The sequence below is a fragment of the Lactobacillus selangorensis genome, from assembly GCF_001437205.1.
Lineage (GTDB): Bacteria > Bacillota > Bacilli > Lactobacillales > Lactobacillaceae > Paralactobacillus > Paralactobacillus selangorensis.
In genome coordinates, this window is sequence record NZ_JQAZ01000008.1 from 17,398 (window position 1) to 43,603 (window position 26,206).

The 26,206-nt window shown below is 41.6% G+C and carries 18 protein-coding genes; 13 read left to right on the forward strand and 5 right to left on the reverse strand.

Annotated features, from left to right (window positions below; all coding sequences use genetic code 11):
- The first annotated feature begins 128 nt into the window (after nt 1-128).
- The 5 genes from IV40_RS09425 (at nt 129) to IV40_RS09445 (ending at nt 5,004) form a co-directional block, all read left to right on the forward strand.
- Nucleotides 129-395 carry a SemiSWEET family transporter gene (locus IV40_RS09425; protein WP_057771061.1) on the forward strand — a complete coding sequence of 89 codons (267 nt, stop codon included), beginning with the start codon at nt 129-131 and terminating at the stop codon, nt 393-395.
- A gap of 228 nt (nt 396-623) precedes the next feature.
- Nucleotides 624-2,108, forward strand: coding sequence for a rhamnulokinase (rhaB, locus tag IV40_RS09430; RefSeq protein ID WP_057770966.1), 1,485 nt, complete (start codon nt 624-626; stop codon nt 2,106-2,108).
- Entirely contained in the window at nt 2,101-3,369 is a 1,269-nt protein-coding gene (locus tag IV40_RS09435) for an L-rhamnose isomerase (protein ID WP_057770968.1), read from the forward strand. The genes rhaB and IV40_RS09435 overlap by 8 nt, the downstream gene beginning before the upstream one ends.
- Nucleotides 3,370-3,389: 20 nt before the next feature.
- Nucleotides 3,390-4,220 carry a rhamnulose-1-phosphate aldolase gene (rhaD, locus tag IV40_RS09440; RefSeq protein WP_057770970.1) on the forward strand — a complete coding sequence of 277 codons (831 nt, stop codon included), beginning with the start codon at nt 3,390-3,392 and terminating at the stop codon, nt 4,218-4,220.
- Between the two features lie 103 nt (nt 4,221-4,323).
- A complete protein-coding gene (locus IV40_RS09445; protein ID WP_057770972.1) occupies nt 4,324-5,004 on the forward strand; it encodes a YczE/YyaS/YitT family protein in 681 nt (226 codons plus the stop codon).
- Between the two features lie 50 nt (nt 5,005-5,054).
- Here the strand turns inward: IV40_RS09445 and IV40_RS09450 are convergent, their stop codons facing one another.
- Nucleotides 5,055-6,179: a helix-turn-helix domain-containing protein gene (locus IV40_RS09450; protein ID WP_057770974.1), complete on the reverse strand. Its 1,125-nt coding sequence runs from the start codon at nt 6,177-6,179 to the stop codon at nt 5,055-5,057.
- Nucleotides 6,180-6,217: 38 nt separating this feature from the next.
- Here IV40_RS09450 and IV40_RS09455 point away from each other — a divergent pair, with 38 nt between their 5' ends.
- Genes IV40_RS09455 through IV40_RS09465 form a run of 3 tightly spaced genes read left to right on the forward strand, consistent with a single transcriptional unit; the run spans nt 6,218 to nt 11,732 of the window.
- Complete coding sequence (locus IV40_RS09455) at nt 6,218-7,567, forward strand: MFS transporter (protein WP_236698046.1); 1,350 nt, start codon at nt 6,218-6,220, stop codon at nt 7,565-7,567.
- Nucleotides 7,568-7,594: 27 nt separating this feature from the next.
- On the forward strand, nt 7,595-9,244 hold the full coding sequence (locus tag IV40_RS09460) for a glycoside hydrolase family 3 protein (RefSeq protein ID WP_057770978.1): 1,650 nt from the start codon (nt 7,595-7,597) through the stop codon (nt 9,242-9,244).
- Entirely contained in the window at nt 9,234-11,732 is a 2,499-nt protein-coding gene (locus IV40_RS09465) for an alpha-L-rhamnosidase (RefSeq protein ID WP_057770980.1), read from the forward strand. The genes IV40_RS09460 and IV40_RS09465 overlap by 11 nt, the downstream gene beginning before the upstream one ends.
- A 65-nt stretch (nt 11,733-11,797) precedes the next feature.
- On the opposite strand, the gene IV40_RS09470 is transcribed toward IV40_RS09465, so the two are convergent.
- A complete protein-coding gene (locus tag IV40_RS09470) occupies nt 11,798-12,766 on the reverse strand; it encodes an AraC family transcriptional regulator (protein WP_057770982.1) in 969 nt (322 codons plus the stop codon).
- Nucleotides 12,767-12,931: 165 nt separating this feature from the next.
- On the opposite strand from IV40_RS09470, the gene IV40_RS09475 reads away from it, so the two are divergent.
- Nucleotides 12,932-13,939, forward strand: coding sequence for an aldose epimerase family protein (locus IV40_RS09475; protein ID WP_057770984.1), 1,008 nt, complete (start codon nt 12,932-12,934; stop codon nt 13,937-13,939).
- Between the two features lie 238 nt (nt 13,940-14,177).
- On the opposite strand, the gene IV40_RS09480 is transcribed toward IV40_RS09475, so the two are convergent.
- Both IV40_RS09480 and IV40_RS09485 read right to left on the reverse strand, forming a co-directional pair.
- Nucleotides 14,178-16,973, reverse strand: a complete 2,796-nt coding sequence (locus tag IV40_RS09480; protein ID WP_057770985.1) for an alpha-L-rhamnosidase — start codon at nt 16,971-16,973, stop codon at nt 14,178-14,180.
- A 22-nt stretch (nt 16,974-16,995) separates the two neighbouring features.
- Nucleotides 16,996-18,699 carry a glycoside hydrolase family 3 protein gene (locus IV40_RS09485; RefSeq protein ID WP_057770987.1) on the reverse strand — a complete coding sequence of 568 codons (1,704 nt, stop codon included), beginning with the start codon at nt 18,697-18,699 and terminating at the stop codon, nt 16,996-16,998.
- Nucleotides 18,700-18,897: 198 nt separating this feature from the next.
- On the opposite strand from IV40_RS09485, the gene IV40_RS09490 reads away from it, so the two are divergent.
- The gene (locus tag IV40_RS09490; protein ID WP_057770989.1) at nt 18,898-19,890 is read left to right on the forward strand and encodes an AraC family transcriptional regulator; all 993 of its coding nucleotides are present in this window, start codon (nt 18,898-18,900) and stop codon (nt 19,888-19,890) included.
- 39 nt (nt 19,891-19,929) lie between these two features.
- Here IV40_RS09490 and IV40_RS09495 read toward each other — a convergent pair whose 3' ends face one another.
- Nucleotides 19,930-22,305: a glycoside hydrolase family 2 TIM barrel-domain containing protein gene (locus tag IV40_RS09495; RefSeq protein ID WP_057770991.1), complete on the reverse strand. Its 2,376-nt coding sequence runs from the start codon at nt 22,303-22,305 to the stop codon at nt 19,930-19,932.
- A 131-nt stretch (nt 22,306-22,436) separates the two neighbouring features.
- Between IV40_RS09495 and IV40_RS09500 the strand changes: the two genes are divergently transcribed.
- From IV40_RS09500 to IV40_RS09510, 3 genes are all read left to right on the forward strand, one after another.
- Nucleotides 22,437-23,420 carry an AraC family transcriptional regulator gene (locus IV40_RS09500; protein WP_057770993.1) on the forward strand — a complete coding sequence of 328 codons (984 nt, stop codon included), beginning with the start codon at nt 22,437-22,439 and terminating at the stop codon, nt 23,418-23,420.
- A gap of 187 nt (nt 23,421-23,607) precedes the next feature.
- A complete protein-coding gene (locus IV40_RS09505; RefSeq protein WP_082617984.1) occupies nt 23,608-25,167 on the forward strand; it encodes a glycoside hydrolase family 43 protein in 1,560 nt (519 codons plus the stop codon).
- A gap of 213 nt (nt 25,168-25,380) precedes the next feature.
- Nucleotides 25,381-26,184, forward strand: a complete 804-nt coding sequence (locus tag IV40_RS09510; protein WP_236698044.1) for an MFS transporter — start codon at nt 25,381-25,383, stop codon at nt 26,182-26,184.
- Nucleotides 26,185-26,206: the final 22 nt, after the last annotated feature.

The following is a 26,206-nucleotide window of genomic DNA, read 5'->3' on the forward strand; positions in this document are numbered from 1 at the left end:
ATAGCATAAATACGATTAAATATTAACTGGGTACGAAATTCATGCAAACCTGAAAATGTGTAATATTGGTACATCTGATAATCTCATGATTCAGATTACTGGGGCAAGGAAAGGAATCAATGAAACAGATGGAGAAAAATAAGTATATTCAATTATTTAGTGTTGGCCGCATTGCAACCCTTTTTTCGATTTTAATGTATGTTTCATACATTCCGCAGATCATCAATAATCTTGCTGGTGTCCGAGGCAATCCGATTCAACCATTATGTGCGGCCATTAACAGTATTTTATGGGTTACCTATGGAGCCATTAAGCCGAAAAAAGATTGGCCAGTAGTAATTGCAAATGTGCCCGGCATCTTTCTTGGTTTGGCAGCGTTCCTCACTGCTTTGTAAATTTGAATAAAAATGAACTTGGTCTGATTTTAATCAGACCTTTTTTATTTCTCACAACTATTTTGAATGCTCCTGTATATATGTTCCAATTAGTCACAATATATGTCATTGTTAGTCCGCTTTGAAAACGGTTAAATAGTAACTGTAAGCGAGAGGTAAACCAAGTAAACAATATGTGATTTTGGTGCTTCATTACGTACATATTCTGACAAAAAGAGGTGAATTTTGATGCATGTATTTGTTGCAGTTGATATCGGCGCATCCAGCGGCCGGCTGGTAATGGCGCAAATCAGTGATCAAAAATTAAAAACAACTGAAATTCATCGGTTTAAAAATGGATTTTTCAGAGAGGATGGACACGATCGGTGGAATATTGACCAGATTCTCAAAGAAATCTTGATTGGACTTGAAAAGGTAAAACGTGCTGGTATTTCAAAAGTGACCTTAGGAATTGATACATGGGCCGTCGATTATGTCCTGACTGATAAAGACGGACACAAACTGCAGAATCCGATCAGTTATCGGGATGCACGGACGCAAAATGCGATTCATGAATTAACCAGTACTTTGCCGAAAGAATATCTTTATGAAAAAACAGGTATTCAGTTCCAAAACTTTAATACCCTGTATCAGCTTTACGAGGAAGATCAATCCGAATTGCGGCAAGCCGATAAAATCATGATGATTCCTGATTATCTGGGCTTTCAATTGACTGGAAATGCAGTCACAGAAGTTACGAATGCTTCGACGACCCAGATGCTTAATTTGCGAAAACGTTTGTTTGATTCCGATTTGATGGCTGACGTCCATGTTCGTGATGATCAGTTTCCCAAGTTGGTCGAATCCGGGACGATCCTGGGCCAGTTGCAAAAGGAGCGTTTTCCAGAATATGAGCTGCCAGATGCGACTGTCGTTACAGTAGCTTCGCATGATACAGCGAGTGCTGTGATTGGAACACCGGCAGAGGGCGATAAATGGGCTTTCTTAAGCTCAGGAACTTGGTCATTGCTCGGTGCCGAGACCAATGTACCAGAAAATAGTTTAGCCGCTTTTCATGCCAATTATACAAACGAGTGGGGTGCTTATGGAACCTACCGCTTTTTGAAAAATATTATGGGATTATGGATTATTCAGCGCATCAAAGCCGATTTAAACGATCAATATTCATTCCCAGAATTAGCCGACATGGCTCAGAAAACACCAGGCTTTCGGACGTTCATCAATGTTAATGATGAACGGTTTGAAAATCCGACTAATATGATTGATGAAATCCAGGCGTACGCACGTGAAACAAAGCAATTTGTCCCGCAGACACCAGGTGAACTGGCTCGGACAGTTTACGATAATTTAGCCCTATGCTACGCCGCCGAATTAGGCCAGTTAAGTCAGATTTTGAAACAGCCGTTTGAAACACTCAATATTGTTGGCGGCGGTTCGAATGTTGAATTGTTGAATCAATTAACGAGTTCATTGGCAAATATCAATGTTGTCGCTGGTCCAACCGAAGCAACGGCAATCGGCAACATCTTAGTTCAGATGATTTCGACTGGCGATGTCAAGAATGTTCAAGCTGCACGTGCATTGATTCGTACCTCATATCCATTAAAAAAATATGTACCACAAAAATCACAGCAGTTGGAACAAGTTCTAGCGCAATATAAACAATTTTTAACCCAACAATCAGAACAAAAGGAAGGTATTGAAAATGGTTAGTACAAACGAAGTTGAATCCGCATATCAAGTTGCTAAAGAACGTTATGCCGAATTAGGCGTCGACACTGATGCTGCAATGGCCGCTTTAAAAAAGATTAAATTGTCAGTTCACTGCTGGCAAGGTGATGATATCCATGGTTTCTTGAATCCCGATCAGGAACTAACTGGCGGGATTGGTGTTAGTGGCAATTATCCTGGTGTGGCACGGACCCCTGATGAATTAACCGGCGACCTCCATGAAGCTTTGTCTTTGATTCCTGGCAAGCATAAAGTACAGCTACATACGATTTATGCCGTTACGGATAAGAAGAAGGACCTCGATGAAGTTGGTCCTGAAGACTTTTCATACTGGGTCGATTGGGCAAAACAAGAAGGTGTCGGACTGGATATGAATCCAACTTTCTTCTCGCATCCAATGGTTAAAAATAATTTCACCTTAGCCAGTCCTGAAAAGGCAGTCCGTGATTACTGGATTGAGGTCGGGAAAAAGTCCCGTGAAATTTCAAACTATTTTGGGGAGGAATTAGGTCAGCAATCCGTCAATAACTTCTGGGTTCCAGATGGCTACAAGGACAATCCAATCGACAAATTATCACCACGTCTGCGGTTGATGAATTCTTTGGATGAAATCATGAAGCAGAAATACGATGAAAAGAATACGATCGAAGCCGTTGAAGGCAAATTATTTGGGACGGGAATCGAATCATTCACCGTTGGCTCACACCTCTTCTATAACAATTACGCCATTACTCGCAACAAGTTATGGACAATTGATGCAGGTCACTGGCATCCAACGGAAGATGTTTCCGATAAATTCTCGGCCTTCCTACCATTCGGACGTGGCTTGATGCTCCATGTTTCCCGTCCAGTTCGTTGGGACAGTGACCATGTTGTCATTATGGATGATGCTTTGATGCGGATCACACGTTCTTTAGTTCGTGATCACGAGCTTGATCGGACTAATGTTGGACTTGATTTCTTTGATGCGACGATCAATCGTGTTGCTGCTTGGGTCATCGGCGCACGTGCTACTCAAAAAGCTTTCTTACAAGCGATGCTGGCTCCCATCGACCAATTAAAGCAGGAAGAAAACACGTATGACTTTACCACTCGTCTGGCGGTTACCGAAGAATTAAAATCATATCCATTTGGTGCTGTTTGGGATGAATTCTGTTTACAGAATAATGTTCCAGTCGGGACGGATTGGCTGAATAATATCCATCAGTATGAAAAAGATGTTCAATTCAAACGAGAAGACTAATTTTAAAGGAGAAGCAAAAAATGACTAAATTTATCGATTCTGAATTTGTAAAAGGCCTTGGCGATGTAACGACTAACTTGTACCAGCATGGGTGGGATGAACGTAATGGCGGCAATGTCAGCTACCGGATCATGGATGATGAAGTTGCTCAGTTTGAAGATACAGGCAAAGTACTTCGCAACATTCCGATTGATTTCGATGCGACTAAATTAGCCGGTCAATATTTCTTAGTAACCGGCACTGGCCGTTACTTTAAAAATATTAAAAACTTTCCAGAACGTGATACCGGTTTAGTTCGAATCGCTGACAATGGGACCAGCGTCGACTTGATGTGGGGGTTCAATGATGGCGGCGAACCAACCAGTGAATTTCCATCTCATCTGATGAGCCACATTGCGCGTCAGGCAGTTGATAAAGATCAGCGGATTATCATGCACTGTCATCCAACCAATATTGTTGCCATGACCTTTACCCAGCCGTTGGATTCTAAATCATTTACACGGACGATTTGGAAGATGCATCCAGAAGGCATCGTTGTCATTCCAGAAGGCTTAGCTGTTATTCCATATATGTGCCCAGGGACTGTTCAAATCGGTGAAACAACTGCTCAGCAAATGGAACGCTTCAGAACCGTTATTTGGCCGCATCACGGTGTCTTTGCTGCCGGTGATTCTTTGGATGAAACACTTGGAATTATCGAAACCATTGAAAAGTCAGCTTTAATCTTTACAACGATTCAGGCTCAAGGTGGCAAGATGATCAACTGCATCACCGATGATGACCTCCGTGATTTGGTCGACCGTTTTGATTTGCCTGCAAACCGTGAATTCCTCTACATCAAGAAGCCTTAATTTGATGATCAAATCCTTCTTTTGATTGTGTTTCCTATTGAATCTTTTTGAAATGGATCGGTACTCCAGCCGGTCTATTTTTTTACGGAAAAGAGGTCTGTTTATGAAAAAAATGCAGAATAAGCTCAGACGATTGCTGCAGCGCTGGCTGTATTGGGTTCTAGCACTCTTGATCAATGCAACCGGTCATGCACTCACAATTGCGGCTAATCTTGGCAGTGCTGTTTGGACGGCCTCGGCTGTAAATATTTACCACCTGTGGCCCTTGAGCCTGCGAATGACGCTCTTCCTGTGTGGATTTGTCGTTGCACTCGTTAATGCAGCGCTGATCCATCACTTCAGCTGGTGGCATTTTATCGGCAACTTGGGTTTTGTAATCCCGTTTAGTATTTTGATTCAATTTTTCGTTGAAAAACTGGCCATTTTCAAAATTGGCAGCTGGCCGCTCATCTTACAAATCAGCGTTGATATTATCGGTGTGATGATGGTAGCACTCGCCACTTCAATCTATCAGCGTGTCAACTTGATCTTGCATCCGAATGATGACTTAATGCAGATTTTGCGCTACCGTTATCTGCATGGCAGTGCTGCAAGGGCACAAATGGTTCATTACGTTCCGCCGCTTATGATTATGCTGGTCACGTTTGTTTGGACACATCACTTATGGGCCGTGAATATCGGAACGCTATTTTGCCTGCTTTTTCAAGGTTCACTGATCGGCTTTTTCGATACTCATATCTTCCGGAAATTGAAGCATTATCAAATCCAGGGATTACATACATAAAGACATTAAAAAATCGTCAGAATCAGAACTGATTTTGGCGATTTTTTTGGCTAAATGAATTTATTTTGTTTTTGCTGACGATATTTAAAAGGTGAATGTGCGGTGACTTTTGAAAATTGGCGACTGAAATAAGCTTGATCTGAATAACCTAATTGATTTGCAATATCAGCGATTGAATTGGAAGTATAGGCTAGAAGGGTTTTAGCCTCTTGGATTTTTCGTTCGGTAATATAGGCACCAACGGTCATATGGGTTGATTCCTTGAAAAGCTTCATAAGATAGGATGAACTGATTCCTAAGTAGGAAGCAATGTCTGAAACTGAAATAGTATGAGAAATATTTTTAGCAATATAATCCTGGGCTTTGGTCACTAAAGGCAAGGAATTTGTTCGTTTGCTGTGTTGAATTTTTTGGATAAAGTTTAGTCCAATATTTAAAATATAATTATGTAAATCATCGATGCTAGGCATTTGTTCGATTTCTTGTATATAGTTATCGCTGAGTGCATAAGCTTCTTCAGGAAGTACAGCTGCTCGTAATGAGGCACGTGTGAAGAGAGTGGTGGCAACGATTGCTAAATCCTTTTGATTACGCAGGGTGCTAGTTGTATTTAATAAACCAGGTTCGCCGGAAGCTAAAAAGTCATCAAAATAACTTGTGAACCTTTTAACGTCGCCTTTGCTAAGAGCATCTAGCATCCGCGATTCTGCGTTATTACTATTGTGCGGATGAATATTATCGATTAGTTTTTTTGAGTTTTCAGATTCAATATTTAATGATTTAACATCAATTATATTTTGATTTGGAAGTTCTTGATATAGATCGAAATATAGTTGTTTAGTGATGGCAATCATTTTTGGCAAAAACTGAACACCATTTTTAAATTCTAACTGCTCATTGTTGTTTGTATAGATTGGGAGCGGCTGACTCCAAAGCATCAAGTAATGATCACTGTTAGTGCGAATAAATGAAAGTATATTTGCTTGCTGAACTAAGAAAATATAAACGGCGGCGTCATCAGTAATATGTTTTTTTAAAACATCAATGAAGTGCTGCGGCGGAAGATGACTTAAAGCAGGATATTGCCAAGTTAAATGATTTAATTCAGAATCAAATAAAAACAAAGGAACTTCAGTTGCTGCGTAAAATAATTTAAGAATTTCTTCTGTAAGCATGATTTGCCAGCCTTTCTATTAAAATAGAATTCATCTTTATGCTTTATTATGCAAAAAATAATACAAAAGTACAAGAATCGCCTTTAGAAAGCGATTACAATTTTTCTTGTAAGCTTACAGAGTTATTTTTTAATAACGATAATATCAAGGAGGAATTAAAAATGAAAACAGCATCCGGTTTTAAGAAAGTAATGTTAATTGTTTCACTGCTGCTTTTGAATATTGTTGAACAGGCGGCGAGTGCAATTTCTGCTTCTATTCCACAAATGGCTGCATCATTTCCGCAACATTCGGAAGTTCAAATTGAATTAGTAACAACAGTTGTGTCAATCTCAGTTACAATTTTTGTTTTAGTCAGTGGTTTAGTTATTAAGAAAATCGGTCAAAAACAAACGGCCATCTTAGGCTTGGTTATTGCCTCAGTAGCTTCAATCGTTCCGGCTTTTTCGAATAGTTTTAACGTAATTATGATTTCACGAGTTGTTTTAGGGATTGGGATTGGGTTAGTCAATCCATTGGCAATTAGTTTGATTGGTGAGTTTTTTCATGGAGATACATTAGCAAGTTTGATGGGTTGGCGAACAGCCGTTGCAAGTATCGGTGTTTCAGTGATGACCTTCTTAGCTGGGCAATTATTGAAAATTAACTGGCATGCCTCATACCTTGTTTATTTACTGTTTATTCCAGCATTGATCCTATTTTTCTTCTTTGTTCCATCGCCGGAAAAAATGGTCGCAGAGCAAGAAACTGAAAATAAAGATGGAAAAAAAGAATCAGAAGAAACAAATACAGAACCAGCTACTGAAAATGGACATTCCTCTTTGCTGATCGTAATTGGGTTGAGTCTGTTGCTAATGGTTTATATGGCTTGTGCAATGATTTCATATATTAAAATGGCGTTAATGTATATTCAGACAGGTATCGGGTCTCCTTCACAGGCCAGCACGGTAATCAGTGTATTGGGCTTTGCACAGTTAATTGGTGGTGCTTTATTCGGATTGACCTATAAAAAGTTACACCGTAACGTTCTGCCTTTAGGGGTTGGATTGAGCGGGATTCTGATGGTTCTAATGACATTCACAAAATCTAATGGCATGATCATGCTGCTTGGCGGATTAAGCGGATTATTTGGCGGTTTAGCAGTTCCGTATATTTTCACCCGCATTTCGCAAGTTTCAAATACGAAGACAGCGCCATTACATAATGCGTTTGCATTGGTGGGCTCAAACCTCGGTTCCTTTGTTGCTCCAATTCTAGCTAGTGTTTTGGGCGCAACTGCAGTGCTTTCCTTGCGTAATGCCGGATACGTAATTGTAGCACTTGCTGTAATTGTTCTGGTTGTCTTCATTTTTGATAGTCAAAAGACGAAGGCACCATCGGCAGATTAGCAATTATCATTCTGGAGGAAAGAGAATATGTTAAATATGCATCAAAAACCATTTTACTTAAATGATGATCAAATTAAGTGGGTCAAAGATACGGCAGAAAAATTATCAACAGACGAAAAAATCGGTCAATTATTCGTGCCAATCGGATATTCAACTGATCACGATTATATTGACAGCTTGTTAAAGCATCACATCGGCGGATTATTCTTCCGGTCTGCTCACTTAGAAGAATTACGAGCAACTTTTAACTATGCACAGCAAAATAGCAAGGTGCCATTATTAACACCGGCTAATTTGGAAAGTGGCGGTGATGGTGCAGTATTAGAAGGCACAGGATATGCCCCACAAATGGCTGTGGCTGCTGCTGGTAATAAAAAATATGCTTATGAATTAGGCAAGATTGCCGCTGAAGATGCAAAAGCTGCCGGAATCAATTGGGGATTTGCACCGGTCGTTGATTTAGATTTGAATTTTCACAGTCCAATCATGAATGTTCGAACTTATGGTGATGACACAGAGCGTGATATTGCTTTTTCAAAGCAGTTTATTCAAGCCTTTCATGATCAGAATATGATGACATCAATTAAGCATTTTCCTGGTGATGGGATTGATGAGCGTGATCAGCATTTGCTGACCTCTGTTAATTCATTGCCATTATCGAGCTGGTGGAAGACTTACGGCAAGATTTATCGTGAACTGATTGATTTTGGAACCAAGGCTGTAATGGTGGGCCATATTGCATTCCCTGCTTATTCGCATAATCAAATTCCGGCATCATTAAACGAGCAATTATTGGAAGGATTGTTACGGCATGATTTAGGTTTTAATGGGCTTATTATTACCGACGCCACACCAATGGTTGGATTTTCAACGGCAATGCCGCGTTATCAAGCCGTTCCGACTGCAATTCAAAATGGCTGCGATATGTTCTTGTTCAATCACGACTTTGAAGAAGATGTTTCTTATATGAAAGATGGGCTTAAGAATGGTTTGCTAACAGAAAAGCGTTTGGATGAAGCAGTATTACGGATTTTAGCAACCAAGGCGTCATTAAATTTGAATCAAGACGTGTCCATACCGTCGAAGCCGTTAATTGATTATAAAAAGGAGCAGCAGGAAATTGCCGATCAATCAATTACCTTAGTAAAAGATGATCAAAACATTTTGCCATTAGCAGCTCAAAAACAAAAGCGAGTTTTGCTTGAAGTTTTAGGCGGATTTGCATCTAATCAGCGAGTTGAAGAGACATTACAGAACGAATTAACAAAACGCGGATTTGAAGTAACTCTTTATCGGCCGGAAAAAAATTTTGTAGATCTTGGGTCTGTTGCCGATTTTAAGAGTAAGTATGATTTAGTTCTTTATGCAGCCAATATTGAAAATGCAAGTAACCAAACAACGGCACGTATCAATTGGAAGACACTTTATGGGCTAGGGAACAATCTGCCATGGTTTGTACAAGAAGTGCCAACTGTGCTTGTTAGTTTTGGCAATCCATATCATATGTTTGATATGCCAATGGTTAAAACAGTCGTAAATGCATATAGTAATTATGAACATTTTATTAAAGCAGCAGTTGCAAAATTAGTCGGTGAACAGGAGTTCAAAGGTCACAGTCCAATTGATCCGAATTGTAAGAACATTAAACTGAAAGAGTTGATGAATAATGCAGATTAGTGAGTTACAAGTTAATGGACTAACAGCGCCATTAGGTTATTCGTTACCGTATTTGACTTTTTCGTGGCGCTTAGATAGTACAGATTCTGAACAAGTTGATGCACAAGAAATTGTTGTTGCAACCGATCCGAACTATGATGTAGTTGTTTATGAAGGCAAGACAAGTGCTAAGGACAATCAATTGACGATTGACGGCGAATTTTTGCAACCGAAAACGAAATATTATTGGTCCGTTTCAAGTGGCGATGCAATTGCAGAAAGTACTTTTGAAACAGCCAAGATGAAACAACCATGGCAAGCCGATTGGGTCAGCTATCGAGGAAAACCGCAACCAAGTGTGACCTTTCAAAAAGATTATCATTTTGAAAAAAGGATTCGTTCGGCACGTTTGTATTGTTGTGCGTATGGTGTTTATGAACTCGAAATAAATGGTTGTCATGTGTCAGATGAATACTTATTGCCGGGTTATCATAGTTACGATCTTGTTCAATATTATCAAACGTATGATGTCACAAAATATTTAGATTCAAAAACCAATTTAAAAATGATTACAGGTAACAGCTGGTATAAAGGACGGTTTGTCTTTGACGGGGGACAAGAAAATATTTATGGGTCACGTCAAAAGGCAATCGCAGAATTAGTTGTTTGTTATTCAGATGGAATGACGCAAACATTTGGAACTGACGATACTTGGCAGGTTATGACAAACCGGATTCAAAATAACTCGATTTATGACGGCGAGATAATTGATTTCTCAAAAGAAATTAAACCATTAACACTGACAGTATTGTCAGATGATAAATCATTATTAACTGCACGTCTTGATCCGCCGGTAAAAAAGATGCATCAGTTAAAGCCGGTGAGGGTATTCCGTGACCAAAAGCAGCAGTTGATTTTGGATTTTGGTCAGGAAATAACTGGTTGGATCGAAGGTAAATTAACTGCGTCCGAGCATAATGTTAAATTTAGATTTGGCGAGTTGCTGCAAGATGGTGTGTTTTATACAGATAATTTACGGACCGCCAAACAACAATTTATTATTTTAAATAATACTGCTGATCGTGATGTTCGTCCGCATTTTACTTATTTTGGATTTCGTTATGTAGCGGTTGAAGGAATAAACACTGAAAATGCTGAAAAATGGGTTGGTTATTCACTTTATAGCGATATGGAAGATCGGTTTAAGTTCAATTCGTCTCATCCCGGTTTGACCAAATTGGTTAAGAATATTCAATGGGGGCAACGTGATAATTCGTTAAGTATTCCAACTGATTGTTCACAACGAGATGAACGGATGGGGTGGACCGGGGATGTAACACTTTTCAGTAATACGGCCGCCTACAACATGGACATGCGGGCCTTTTATACAAATTATTTGTATAACATGGCACTTGAACAAAAACAACTTGATGGTTCGATTCCGTTTTTTGTTCCATATCCTAAATTAAAACCATTTGAGGGAATCAATCCGTTTTTGGTTACAAATGGCGCCTCGACTTGGGGGGATGTTGCGACGATTTTACCGATGGTACTTTATGATCATTATCATGATGAAGGCTTATTACGAAAGACGATTCCGATTATGAAAGGCTGGGTTGACTATTTAGCAAAACGTGATCATGAGCATGGTGATCAACACCTTTGGAATTTCGATCAGCAACTTGGCGATTGGTTGGCACTTGATAATGGGGACTCGCCGATTGGTGCAACTGATCCTAATTTGATTGCAAGTGTTTATTATTATCGTTCAACTAGCAATTTAGTGCGTGCACTTAAAATTATTAAAGCGCCATCTGCAGATAAATATCAACTACTGACTCAAGAAATCAAAGATGCTATTTTACAAACTTACTATACAGCCGATTATGAATTGAATTTAAATCCGATTACCCAAACAGGATTAGCGTTATTATTAAGATATGGTTTATATCCAAATGATGATGTCCGTTTGAAATTAAGTTCATCTTTGCACACATTGTTGACTAACAATAAAGGAGCTCTCGATACTGGATTTATCGGCACACCAGAATTACCGCATGCATTGGTTAAGGCAGGGTTAACCAACCAAGCTTATGAGCTGCTTTTGCGTGATAAAATGCCAAGCTGGCTTTATGAAGTCAAGCAAGGTGCTACGACGGTTTGGGAACGCTGGAATTCCATTTTGCCAGATGGAAGGATCAGCGGAACTGAGATGAATAGTTTAAATCATTATGCTTATGGTGCAATTGAAGATTTCCTGATTGAGGATGTTTTAGGAATCAAATTGCCACAAGGACATGATGAAAATTATAAAATCAATCCATTGTACAGCAATCAAGTTGATTGGGTTTGCGGAAGCTTAAAAGTGCCTAATGGAACGATAAATGTTTATTGGGAGAGTATACCTACCATGAAATTGGTCGTGGATATTCCGATTCGAACAACTGCTGATGTCGTTTCTCCGACCGGAAAAAAGTTGAAATTAAATAGCGGTCATTATGAAATTTAAGATGAATAGTTAAAAAGGTCGATTAAAATCGGCCTTTTGTTGCGCGCTAAAAAAAGATTCTGTTTTTATTGATGCTGCATACGAAAGGTCTTTGGGGTGGTATGTAAATATTTTCGGTACAATTTGAATAGCGAAGTTGGACTCTTAAAGCCGATCATTTCGGAAATATTTTCAATTGAATAATTCGTATTCGTCAGGAGAGTTCGGCTTCGTGCCAATCTTTTTTGATCAAGCAAACTTTGAAAAGTTTGGCCCGTTGTTTTCTTGAGCATATTGCCTAAATAATTCTTGTTATAACCAAAATGTTTTGCAAGGGTTTTAAGTGACAAATCACTATAGTGGGTGTCAATATATTGTAAGATTGCGAGCTCAGGGTCGGCCGATTTTGCGATCTGATTCGTTTGTGATTCAACCGTATTAGCTAATTCGATGAGCAAGGTTGAAAGCAGCAGATTCAAAGATTTATTACGATCCTGATTTTTAGAAAGGCTCTTCACAATCATCATTTTGATGAGCTCATTTGCCATCTCGTTTTGGCCGACATTAAATAAAATGAAATTATTGTGGACTGCATTCACAATTGCCGCATTCAGCATGAATTTTGTGACGAGACTTTCAGAATCCGCAAGATTGTGCGTAATATTGTTGAAAATAGAAACATCACGGACCCCGATATTGATCAGAATGTCATTGGGACCAATGGAGTCGATCCGTTGAACAATATCTTTATCCATTAAAATTAGGTCGTTTTGGTTTAACACTATTTTTTCATCGTTGATGTATTGGGTACAGTGACCAGAATACATGTAATTAAATTCAATGAAGTTATGGCGATGTGCCGGTGTATAAGAAAAGCGCCGACTTTTATTGACGAAAATATTGCCTTGTTTAAAGAGCGTTTTGCAGGGGATGGTCGGAATATTACCATCACGATAATCTAAATGAATGGGGTTCATATTTTGCTGCCGCTCTTTTTGCAGGCGTTCAATGGGGTCCTCCTTGCGAAGAAATTCATCAAGCTGTTTTTGGTCCATTTGATCATCTCCAAATATTGTTGATTTCCATGAAATATGTCTTTAAAAGGCCTAAAAGATAACATCCGTACTCTTGCAATGTTCATCTGTACAAATGCCATTGTTGACGCTTTCAATTTCTTTTAAGCTAGTAATAGTTTCAAAATATAAATAAGAGGTGCAAACATGACAGCCGTAAAATTATTTGGAAAAATGAACGGGACACCGATTTATCGTTATACGGTCGAAAATAAAAATGGCGTTCAGCTTTCCTGTTTATCATATGGAGCAGCATGGCAAAGTCTGAAAGTGCCAGTAAACGGGCACCTGCAAGAGTTGATTCTTTCTTCGCCGCAAATAGATGATTATGTCGGGACATACCATGGAAAATCTGTCGGGCGTGTGGCCGGCAGAATCGGTCAAGGACAATATATGCAAGCGGGCCAAGAAGTTTCATTACCAACAAATGAGGGCAGTACGACTTTGCATGGCGGCCCGCACGGCTTCAGCACATTAAATTGGCATGGCGAGATAAAAAACAATCAAATTATTTTTAATCGGCATATTTCTGAATCAGAAGATGGTTTTCCTGGCGATATCGATGTCACCATTATTTTCACGCTCGATGACCAGAATAATGTGACGATTACTTATACTGCGTCTGCGAACGCTGAAACACTGTTTAATCCGACGAATCATGTTTATTTCAACTTGAATGCATCCGATACGGATATCGGTAATCATCATTTGACAGTTCCAAGCAGCCAGCGGTTTAAGCTGACTAGCAAAAAGATTCCCACCGGTGAACTGCTTGATGTAGCTGCATCATATTTTGATTTTCGCAAGCCGCAATTACTAAAGGAGATGTTTAAAAAAGCACAATCAACTCCTGAAAACGGCTTAGATGACATTTATTATTTAAATGCACACAGGGAACAGAACTTGGCAGCCACGCTCAGCCAAGGCAACATTAAAGTAGATGTATTTTCGAATCGGAATGCGCTGGTTGTATTTACAGCCAATGATTTTGATGAATCGCTGCATTTTATCGGCAAACAGGCTAGGCCGCACATTGGGATTGCAATGGAAGCACAAACCGCACCACGAGCCATTGTAGATCCTAAATTTGGGGATATTCGGCTTCATTCTGGTCAGACACGGCAAGAAAAAACACGGTATCATTTTACTTTTTAGAAAAGCAGGTTCGTTTTCAAAAACGATTTCTGATGAATCCTCTGAGTTGCACAAAATCCAACTCAGAGGATTTTATGATGTTTGCCGCAGAAAGATATGCATAATAAAACTGGCCGGACTACCTCCGAACGAAGATCGGAAGCAGTCCGGCCAGAAGCCGTTTAAAAGCAGCTCTGATATTTGGAGCTCTTGAGATGTGACGCTCTATCAATAAGCAGATGAGACGATTGTGCAGCTGCTAAATTCGCGGTGTCTCTGTTAATAATTGATTGATTTGCTGCAAGTGTTCTGGTGTGATGTTGATCATCGGCAAAATGGTGTTGATCTTGGTCAAAGACAATTTGCCTAAGCCGCCGTTCAGGTTGTCGGGATTGTCTTTGAAGAAGTCCAAAACGGGATCAATCGCATCAATTGCAGCTACGAGGTCTTTATTGGCCATAATATCGACGATGTGTGTGTCGGCGTTATAACGTTCGATATAATCATGCGTTGGCTGATAGGCAATGGCATATGTGCCGGCGGTTAAGGTCAGTACTTCTTTATCGGCAGGGGTGCCATTAACTGTTAAGGTGCTGACGTTAACACGTGGCAAACTTAAATCAACGGTAACGCCGAATGGAACGGTCAGATTGATTTTGATCGTATGCTTGGCATCACTTTCGATTTGATAGTCCATCGTCAAATTGCCATAAGGTGTTTCATAGGTGCCTTTGACCGTTGATAAACGGGCATCAAAGTAAGGCGCCATCGAAATCTTTTGGTAACCGGCGGAATGTGATTGCAAGCCCCACAGATATTTATAGACCCATTCCATGATGGCACCAATACTGTAATGGTTTAATGAGTTCATGCCGTCGGGATTCATTGATCCGTCTTCTTCCACTGAATTCCAGCGTTCCCAGACAGTGGTTGCGCCCATTTTAACGGCGTATAGCCAGCTAGGGTAATCTTCTTGCAAGAAAATCTTGACAGCCAATTTATGATAACCATATTGGGAAAGGGCCTGGCAGATGAATGGGGTACCGACGAAACCGGTCTTGAGGTGATCATTGTCTTTATGCAGACGTGCAGCTAAATCAGCGGCCACACGTTGGAGTTGCTGAGCTGGGACTAACTTGAAGTACAGTGTTAGGGCATAAGCAGTCTGCGTATCGATTGCCAGACGTCCAGTTGCTGTGATGTATTCATGCTGGATGTGCTGCTTAATGCTTTCAGCTTGGTGGGTATAAGTTGAATAATCAGCTTCATTGCCAAGCACCTTAGCAGCGTTGGCCACTAACTGACTGGAATAGTAGTAATAAACTGAAGCGATGAAGTCTTCATCCGTTTTACCGGTCGGCAGGGCTGGATTTTCACCATCAAGGGCAATCCAATCGCCAAACTGGAAGGTGCCGGTCCATAAATTCTTTGTCTTCGTCTGTTTTGAAATCCAGTCGACCCAAGCCTTCATGCTGGTATAATTTTGAGCCAATATCGCTGGGTCGCCATAAGCCTGGTACATGTTCCAAGGAATTGTTGTGGCAGCATCACCCCAGACAGCAGCGCCGCCATCAGTTGTGCCCATTGCAGGGGCATACATGGTCAGCATGCCATCATGCTGTTTTTGTTCGACACTCATGTCTCGAGCGTACTTTTTGAAGAATTCGTAGACATTCATGTTCAAAGCGGCGGTGTTTGAGAAAATATTAGCATCGCCGGTCCAGCCAAGCCGTTCATCACGTTGCGGGCAGTCGGTCGGCACGTCGATAAAGTTGCTCTTTTGACCCCAAACAATGTTTTCCAGCAACCGGTTGACCATTGAATTGTTAGTTGTTAATTTGCCAGTGGCTTCCAAACTGGAGTAGATGACATCGGCTTTGTAATCGGCGATATTGATTGGCAGGGTGTTGCCGGTTACTTTGACGTAACGATAGCCATAATAGGTGAAATGCGGATGGACCCAGCCTTCCTTGCCATCTGAGATGTAGACAAAGGCTGCCCGTGCTTCACGTAAATTATCCCGGTAGAAATTACCCTTTTGCAGGATTTCGCCCATTTGGAAGGTGATCTGAGTGCCTTTTGGCTCACGATTGTAAAATTCGAGCCAGCCGGCTTGGTTCTGCCCAAAATCTAACACTTGTTCATTTTTAGGAGTTGTGATCAATTCCTGGGCAGGCAGCTTTTGATTGATTTTGATCGGCATACTCATCCGGTCGCGCAAAATTGCTGTGGATTGATCGGTCAGAACGACGGGCTTCCAATTGGCAACCATCTTTGTGGCGTCATAATCTTCACCATAATAAATGGCTGATTTAGTAATCTTACCGGAAGTGGTCAGCCAAGATGAATCTGTGTTGAGTACTTGTTCGTGACCATCGGCATCTTCAATGTGCAATTCGGCGATGACTTGCTGCTGGTCGCCGTAAATATCTTTTTGACCGCCGTCAAAGCCGTAACGGCCTTTGTACCAGCCATCGCCAGTGCTGATGACGAGCTCATGCTCAGCAGGGTCATTCAGCAGATCAGTCACATCATAAGTTTGGACTTGGACCCATTTTTTATAATCCGTTACACCAGGAGTCAAGTATTCGGCGCCGACTTTATGCTGGTCGAGGAAGGCTTCATACAAACCAAGGCCAGTGATGTAAAGACGTGCTTTTTTGATGGGTGTCTTGGTAGCAAAGTGCTTTTTGAATAAAGTATTTTGAATTTCCTTGTCGGAATTACCAATCCATTCAGCGGAGTAGGGTTCATTCATCTTTCCAGTTTCGAAGAAGGTTTGTTTGGTCGCCGTTTGCTGGTCATCACGGATGGTCACTTCAACGGTGTAGCGTGTTCGTGGCTGTAATTGTAGTGGAACTTCGAAATAATTGTTGTCAAACGGAATCATTTTAGTGACATAAACGGGGTCAGCATCCTTTTCGCGCCAAATTTTTAATTGCTTTGAAATGGATGTATCAGACTCGGCATCAACTTGAAATTCAATCCGTAAGCCGGATAACTGAAATCCAAGTGGTTCAAACATATGATTGGTTGTGATTTGTTTAATTTTCATTTTTGAATGACCTCATTTTATTTTATAAATGTGTAGTGAAATCACCGCAGAATGGGTCGACTGGACTGGTTCCCAAGAAGGGTTCTTTGCCAGTGATTTTGTTCATCACGGCCGTAATTGTTTGCGGATTGCCTGTGTAGGCGTTGATAAAGGTAGAAACTTCTGGAATATCGAATAAATGATATGGATTCGCAGTTGAAATGAAGAGAGTCGGGATGCTGCGCATGAACCACGGTGCATCGGCTGCCATCAAGTGGACCCAATTCAAACGAGTCGTTGTTTGGTTGCTGGCCGTTTCGACATTGGCCACATAAATGGCTAAATCGAACTTCTTTTGCAGGTCAGCGACACCTTCTTCAAACGTTTCATGGAAGTCGAGGTGTTTCTGATCAAACAAGGTGACCTTGAAACCGGCGTCTTCTAATTGCTGCTTGAAGGCATTTGTAACGTGTCCGCCTTCTTTGAAACCGCCGTCGTCTGAGTCGCCCAAGACGACTAAACGGACACGTGGAGTCTTTTTAGGCGAGATCGGCAAGAGATGATCCCGATCTTTGACCAATGTGACCGCCTGATTAGCTGCTTTAGCAGCCAACTGAGCGTGCTTTTCTGAATTAAGATTGATTTCAGCTGGCAACTTTTGCAAAGGTTGTTCGTCGGTGTCCATAATTTGCTGCGATAATTTAGTTGCTAAAATGCGAGTGACAGCTTCATCAACACGTGCCATTGATAAAGTGCCATTATCGATGGCATCGTGGAGGTAGCCATAATCTTCGTCAATATTTTTATTGAAGAGGATCATATCGATCCCGGCGTTAATTGTGGCTGGTAGAAGATCTTTCCGGGCCATCGAGGCATTGTAACCGATCATCGGAGTGGCATCGGTAATCGTTAAGCCGTTAAACTTCAAGACATTCCGCAATAAGCCGTCGATCAATAGCTTTGAACTAGAAGCTGGATGCAAGTCGGTATCGTTGATGCCAGGCTCAAGCCGCCGTTCCCAAGCTGGCTGCATAATATGAGCAATCATGACCACTGGTGCACCATTGGCAATCAAATGATGGTAAATTTCGCCATAAGAATTCATCCAATCATCGGCTGACAAGGAGTTGACCGAACTGACTAAATGCTGGTCGCGTTCGTCGACACCATCACCTGGAAAATGTTTGATGACTGGAATAATCTGATTTTTCTTGAGCCCTTTGATTTGGGCATCTGACATGCTGATGACACGGCCTTTATTGCTGCCGAAGGTTCTGGTATTCATGATGGGATTGCGGAAATTGAGATCTAAATCGACGATTGGCGCAAATGACATGTTATTGCCGACTTGGCGTGCTTCGCTGCCGGCAACATTACCGAGCTGATAGGCATTTTCGGAATCATCGGTGGCGGCCATTTCCAGCGGATTGCCGAACCAAGTTCCTTCAGTTACAATCCCATTACCGCCTGATTCGAGGTTGGCCGCAAAGAACATCGGAATTTTGCTGGCTGTTTGGGCAGTGTTGATTTCGCGTTTGATCTTCTCAGCATGATCGGGACGATACATCATGCCGCCGGGTTGGTATTGATTGATAAAGTGATTGATATCGACTGAATCTTCATCTTGACCAATGACAAAGAATAACTGGCCGACCTTTTCGGAAACGGACATTTCCGAAACTTTGTTTTGAATATAATCGATTTGTGCTTTATTTAAGTTATATGGTTTTTCTTCTAAATTCACCATTATTTGGTATCCTCCTGAAACGCTCTATTTTGCTAAACAAGTTCATTCTAAACGTTTTCTTTTTTCTGGCTATTGAGGAAAAAGAGATATAGTGTGTTCATTTTACAGGTGTTTCGAAAAATGTATTTCGATTATATTTGAATACGATAGAATAAGGATATTCAAAGTTGAAATGGAAATGCGATGGGAGGATTTTGCATGAACACAGACATTGTGAATCTATTACGAAAAAACAATCAGCCTAAAGATTGGAACACCCTTGGACCTGAGATGCACCCTCAAATGGTGGATCATGTCGGTAAAAGCCCCGTTTTTGAATTTTCAAATACGTTAACCGATTCTTTGGAAGTAACGACGCAGTTGATTGCGATCTCAGTTCAGCCGATCGAATCCTTCATTCCGTTTCATGTACATAATTATGTGGAAATGATGATTCCGATCGCCGGTAATTGTGTCGTGACCACCAAAAATGAATCATTTCATTTAAAACAAGATGATTTTATCGTGATGGGGAATCGGACCATTCATCGAGTTGAACCAATCAAGAAGGGGACTATTGTCGTCAATCTGGCGCTGAAAGATGCCGCTTTTTCACTAAATGACCTTGATTTCATGCGTTATTACGGCAGTACAACCAATATTTCATCGATGCTGTTTTCACTGCTGGCCAGCAATAACGACGGTGGCAGTTATAGTTTGTTCAAAACGCATCATGATCAAAAGATAATTACTACTTTGGATGATGTCATCGAAGAGTATTACCATCCGGATATTCAGACCGATCAGATTATCCGGTTTGAAATTTTGACCTTGTTTGCACGTTTAGTTCGGATTGCTTCTAAAACCAAGATGCCGGCGAAAGCAATCAAAACGGCACCGAGCAATTTGTTATCATTGCTGCTGTACATCGAAAAAAATTATTCATACATTACTTTGGAAGCGATGGCGGCTCATTTTGGGTTTAATCCCAATTATCTGTCATCATATTTAAAACGCCAGACAGGGTTGACCTTTATTAAGCTCGTTCATTTGCAGCGGATCAACGTTGCGGCTGAATATTTGACGAATACCAACATTTCGATTGAAGAAATTGCCGCCAAGATCGGCTATGAAAATCCATCGTATTTTTATAAAGTCTTTCGGGACAATTTCGGTTGTTCGCCGAATGAATATCGAAAACGAAATCAGTAAAGAAAAGAGAAATGACTTTTAACGGCCATTTCTCTTTTTTTATTTGCTTAATGTGGCCATTAATGTTGTTTCTTTTGGTGCAATGATGAGTGCTTTGCCATTGAAGAGCTGGAGTTCATCGGCATGATGGACACTGATATCAGCTGGATTGCCGTTGCCCCACCCTAAGATGGCGCCATCAGCATGGAGCGTGACGAATTGATCGCTAGTTGGAACGGGCACATCATTTTGATCAACCGCTTGTAAGGCGTACAGGGTGTCTTGCTGGCCGTGATAACGGACAGAAACAACGACTTTTACAGCTGAATCAGCGGTTTGTTCAATCGTTTCAGCAACGACTTGATCATGTTCAAGTGCCACGGCACGTAATTCGCCAGGCTGGTAGGTCACTTGCCAATTCATCTGGCAGTCTTTGACCTGCTGCTGGCCTTGTGAAACACCATTGATAAATAATTCGACTGTTGGTGCATTTGAGAAGATACGGACGGCGACGGTACCATCAGCAGCAATTTCAAGTCCCTCACGGTTCCAGTGCGGCATGACATGGATCATCGGTTTATCCGTCCAATGTGCTTGGAAATAATAGTAGTAATCTTTAGGAAAACCGCAGAGGTCGAGAATACCGAATTGTGAGCTGATTCCGGGCCAGCCGAATGGGGAAGGTTCGCCATTGTAATCAAAGGCGGTCCATAAGAAGACGCCGCCGAATTCAGGATGCTGCTGGGCAAACTGAATCACTTTTTCAGGCCGAGCTGTACCACCAACACCTGGTTCACCAGGTTTGCGTTTACCAGGCATGACCATTGAATAGTCGGAACCAAAGCTGTTGGCTTGGCATTGCTCAGCGTTGTCACGATAGATGCCACGTGTTTGGAAATACGAGCCGCTTTCAGTACTCATAATGGGTTGCTGTGGAAAATTGGCATGAATCTTCAGTGCCCCGTCGCCCATTACATCGGCTTCTGGATAATTGACGCCCAGAATATCGACATTCTCCAAATAATTTTCATCGATTTTACCTTCGGGATTCAATAATTCAGCGGAAACGGTCAGATGCTCATGGTCATATTGTTTGATGAGCCGTGCCAGCCGTTTTAAAATCCGGCCGCCTAGTTCGGTGCTGCCGATCAATTCCTCGTTGCCTAGGGACCAGAAAGCAATTGAAGAGTGCATCCGTTGGCGTCTTACCATCTTTTTGAGGTCGGCCAGCCGCCATGGCGTACTTTCCAGAATACGATTTTCGTCGATCACTAAAATACCGTATTGATCGCAGGCATTCAGCAATTCTGGTGCCGCAAAATGATGCGAACTTCGGAGGGCATTGACGCCCATTTCCTTTAACAGTTTAACTTTGTAATTAATGATATCTTGATCTAAAGCGACACCTACACCGGCAAAGTCTTGATGTTCACAGACACCTTTTAAGACGTATGGCTTGCCATTCAAGAAGAAGCCGGCGGTTGTATAAGCAAAGGTATGGATTCCAAAGTGCTTGGTAACTTGATCGTCACCAGCAATAAAAGTTGCTTGAATATTGTGGGGATTTTCTGGTGTCCAGGGAGTGACGTCGGTTTGATGACTGGTCGTTTTAAAATGAGCTGTCTCACCAGGCTGGATCGACTGGGATTCAAATGTAATCGTTTGATTGTTAAATTGGACTTTGGGGGTGCTTGAAACAGGTTGTGAACGCTCATTCGTCACGCTGAGCTCAATTCCAAGGTCGGCATTTTGGCCGTTTAACGTTTGTGTATAAATATAGGCGTCATCGGCATTTAAATGGACAGCTGGCAATTTTTCCAGCCAGACCTTTCGATAAAGACCAGCGCCTTCATACCACCATCCTTCAGCGCCAGCTGTGGTGTCGACACGGACAAGGAGGATGTTGGGGCCTTCAGCGTCATAATTGGCCATTTCGGTAATGTCAAAATCAAAAGCGGTATAGCCGCTATTATTGTGGCCGAGATAAGTACCGTTCAGCCATACATCAGATAAACCCATTACGCCATCAAAATGAAGCGTGATACGTTCTGTATCTGGATCAGAAGTCAGCTCAAAAGCGAGTCGATAGTATGCAGTCCCATTTTCCTTTGAGCCGCTCATCAATAAGGCCGGATTTTGAACATAAGGGAGATCTTTTTTCCAATCATGTGGAATCGAGACAGGTTCCCAATCACCGTCCAGCTGAGTACTTAAATCGGTGCCGGCTAGATTTTGCAATCCTTGCTGAACATCGCCTTGTGCAATTAATTTAAGAAAATATTCGCCGCTGGTACTGACCGGCAGCCGTTTGCCTTCATTAGGTAGTGCAGAGGTCATGCCGCCTAATGAATGGGCTTTACGGACTAATTTATTAGGGGTCGGCAAGTTGCCGTAATGAAACTGCCAGCCGTTTGCGAGATTCTTGGTTTGTCGCATTGTTTTCACTCCTTGATCAATTTCGGTGGTACACTTATTAAAATACTGGAAATTTAAACGAGATATTAGTCGTTATAGCAACTAATTTGTAATCGTTTACACAAAAAGCCGACTTTTTGGAGGTATGTGGCATGAAAGATCAGCGGATGCAGCGTATGGAAAGCAATTTAAGCGGCGGGGTCCCCGTTCTTTCGATTGAAGGACCGCTGGCGTTGTTTTATAAACGGCGTGATGGCGAGCGGCTGCTGTATACAAAAATTCAAGACGGTCAGATCACGACTTTTGAAGGCAAGGACTATGCGCCGGAACACCGACATGATTTTTTTGAATTGATGCTGGTTCTAGAAGGAAGCATTATCAATCACGTTGGAAACCGCACGATTCGTTATCAGCATGGTGAAGGTTGTTTGATGAACCGTCAGGTGAAACATCGCGAAGAAATCCAAGATCATTCGCAGATTGTTTTTGTTGACTTTACGGCTGATTTTTTCAATTCGCTTTTGCAGCATGACGCGACCGAAAAACTCACTGGTGATGTTTTTCAGTTTTTAAAAAGCAGTTTGAATCAACAGGAAAATTGGCAGCATCGTTATTTGGAATTTTCACGGAGCTTGCCAATCGAAAATAAAACACTCCAGGTGATTTTGGATTCGCTGCAGCTGGAATGCAGCACTGCCAAGGTCGGCGCACGCTTTTTCCAGTCTGGGCTAGTGCTGCGTTTGCTGGCCACGTTGCAGAATCCAAATGCTTTTTCTGTAAATTGGGTCGCAATGAATTTGAGCAAAGATGATTATTTAGTCAATCAAGTCCGCCGGTTAATCGAAGTTCATTTCGGTGTTGTCACACGGGATGAGATTGCCCAAGAAGTTCATTATAATGCTGAATATTTGAACCGCTTGTTTAAACAGAAAGAACAGAAGACCTTATTGGAATATGCACGGGTCGTGCGCATCAAAAAAGCTCAGCAGCTGCTGAGTTTGACAGATCTGAGTGTTGGTGAGATCGCTGACCGGTTAAAATTTGCTTCAGCAGAGTATTTTTATCGCTATTTTCGCCACGCAACTGGAGTTTCACCGAGCCGTTATCGAAAGAAACACCAGAATTATGCCGATTAAAACGTGTCCCTGAGTTGGATAAAATCCGATTCAGGGGCTTTTTTTGTCGAGATTATTTATTTTAAAAGTTGGAATATGTACAAAATGAAGAGTCGCAATCTTGGTTTTCGGCATAGTAATCGTTTTCATTGAACCGTAGAATTGCGTTAAACAGTTTGAAAAACAAATTTACGCAAGGAGAATGACTATGGTTACTTCATATCGAAACCCTATTTTACGGGGAATGTATCCCGATCCTAGCATCTGCCGTGTCGGCAATACTTATTATTTAGTCAATAGCACTTTTGAATATTATCCAGGCATTGCACTCAGTAAAAGCACCGATTTATTGAATTGGCAGCAGCTGCCTGGGGTCGTCACTCAGACGAAACAGGCTGATTTATCCCATGCCAAGTCGAATGAAGGTATTTTTGCCGTTTGCATCCGGTATTTTGAAGGTGCCTTTTACGTTATTACGACTAATTTTGCTGAATTCAAAACGTTTATTATTCGCGGCGTTCTCAATAACCACGATGAAATCGTCTGGGATGCCGATCGGGTTGAAATCAATGTGAATGGGATTGATCCGGATCTTTATTTTGAAGATGGCCGGACTTATGTCGAATTCACAGGCTATATTGATGACAAAGGAACCAAAGCCATTCAACAAGTCGAAATCGATTTGCATACTGGCGAGATTCTCGCTGGCCCTAAGGTGCTCAGTTTTGGTTCTGGCGGCCGTGATGTTGAAGGACCACACATTCTTAAAAAAGACCACACCTACTATTTATTGACTGCAGAAGGCGGTACTGGCGTCGGCCATATGATTACTATTTTTAAATCAGACCATTTATGGGGGCCTTACGAAAATAAGGATGGCGTCAATCCCATTTTTACCAATCGTGATCGCGCCGAACAACCGTTGCAGAATATTGGACATGGCGATTTGTTTCAAGATGCCGCTCACAATTGGTGGTTGGTCTGCTTAGGCACACAGCCAGCCGCCGTTGGGATGACGCAAATTACGAATCTCGGCCGTGAAACACTTTTGTATCCTGTCAATTGGAATCACACTTGGCCGGTCATCAATCATGGTGTCCCGACTGAAGTTGTTTCGCTGGCTGATTTTAAACAGCATCAACAGAGCCTGCTTAATGAACAACGGTCAACCGATTTTGAAGATCATTTTGAAACAGCAAAATTACGGCCTGAATGGCTTAGTTTGCGTAATGGGCTAAAGGACAACTTAAAGCTGACGCACCAGATGCTGTTGCTGCATGGCGGCGAAACAACACTTGCCCAGCAAGGAACGCCAGCCTTTTTAGGATTGCGTCAAGCGTCTCACGACGAAATTCTGACTGTTTCACTGGCGACGGAAGCAACTGATTTGAAGCAGGGGCGTTTGGGAATTGCCAGTCTGATTAACAATGATCATTTTGCTGCTTTGCTGATTGAAGCCGATCAGGAGCACTTCAATGTGATTCGACAGCAGCAGGTTGCCGATCTTGAAATCAATGAAGTGATCGGGACACTTTCCGAACTGCCAGAACAGTTTTGTCTGATCAACCATGCCGCTACCAAAACTTTCAGAGTAGTTGCCAAAAACAAGACGGTTGAATTTACGACTGCGGCACTGAACTTCTCGAATGAGGCCATTGCCGCCTTGAATACCGGCGACATAGAAGGGCTTTATGCGTTAGGCAATGCTACATTAGCCGTTGCTGCCGTTAGTCGCGTTAAAACAGGTCCGATTTCTCAAAAAGAATGATTTTCGCAATAAAAATACGGCCGCTTCGCACCAAAGTGAGTAATCACTGCTGGTGTGAAGGCTTTCAATCGATACCAATTATTCAGATATCTTTGAAATGAACATACCTAAACTGCATTTTCTGTATGGTGGCAAATGAAAGCGCCGCCTATACTCAGTCTATAAATTGCAAACGCATACAAATACACAATATTGAAAAAGGAGTTTTTTCTGATGACAAAAAAGAATTTAAGATTAGCCGTTGGGATTTTAAGTATGAACCTACTTTTAATGGGTGCTTCGGCTGTCGGAGCGGCCATTGCTGCTATTGCAAAATCATTTCCAACTGAACCAATTTCAAAGGTGCAGATGTTAAGCACAGTTCCACAGTTGGGACAGATCATCGCAACCTTCCTCTTTGCTTGGCTAACATATCATTTGACTCGTAAAAACGTCGGAATGTTAGCTGTTGCAGTCGTCGCTGTCAGCGGTTTGCTGCCGGTCTTCTTCAACAGCAGCCTGAATCTGATTCTAGCCTGCATGATTGCCATGGGGTTCGGCTTAGGTTTGATTACTAACGTTGTGCCTGTTTTGCTGCAAGAGCATTTTGAAGGTGAACAACGTGCAACTGTGATGGGCTGGTCCGTTGGGTTCAACAACATCGGGATGATGGCGATGACTGCTATCGGCGGTGTTTTGGGCGGCTCCAACTGGCACAACTTGTTCTGGATCTACATTATTGCTGTTATCATTTTAGTTGCTGTCTTCTTCATGGTTCCACAGGATATCAAAACACCACGTGTTGTTAAAACAGCCGATGATCAAGAAAAGAAAGTCGGCTTATGGTCCACACTGGCACATCTCAACGGTCGCATTTATATTATTTTAGGGATTACTTTGATCATGTCCTTGATTATGACCATGTTTATGGCCAATGAATCAATTTTATTAGCATCAAAGGGTCAGGGTACTTCTTATACAGCCATTATCACGGCTATTTGGGAATATCGGCGGCATTTTAACCGCGTTCTCACTTAAATTTATTCGTAAATATACTAAG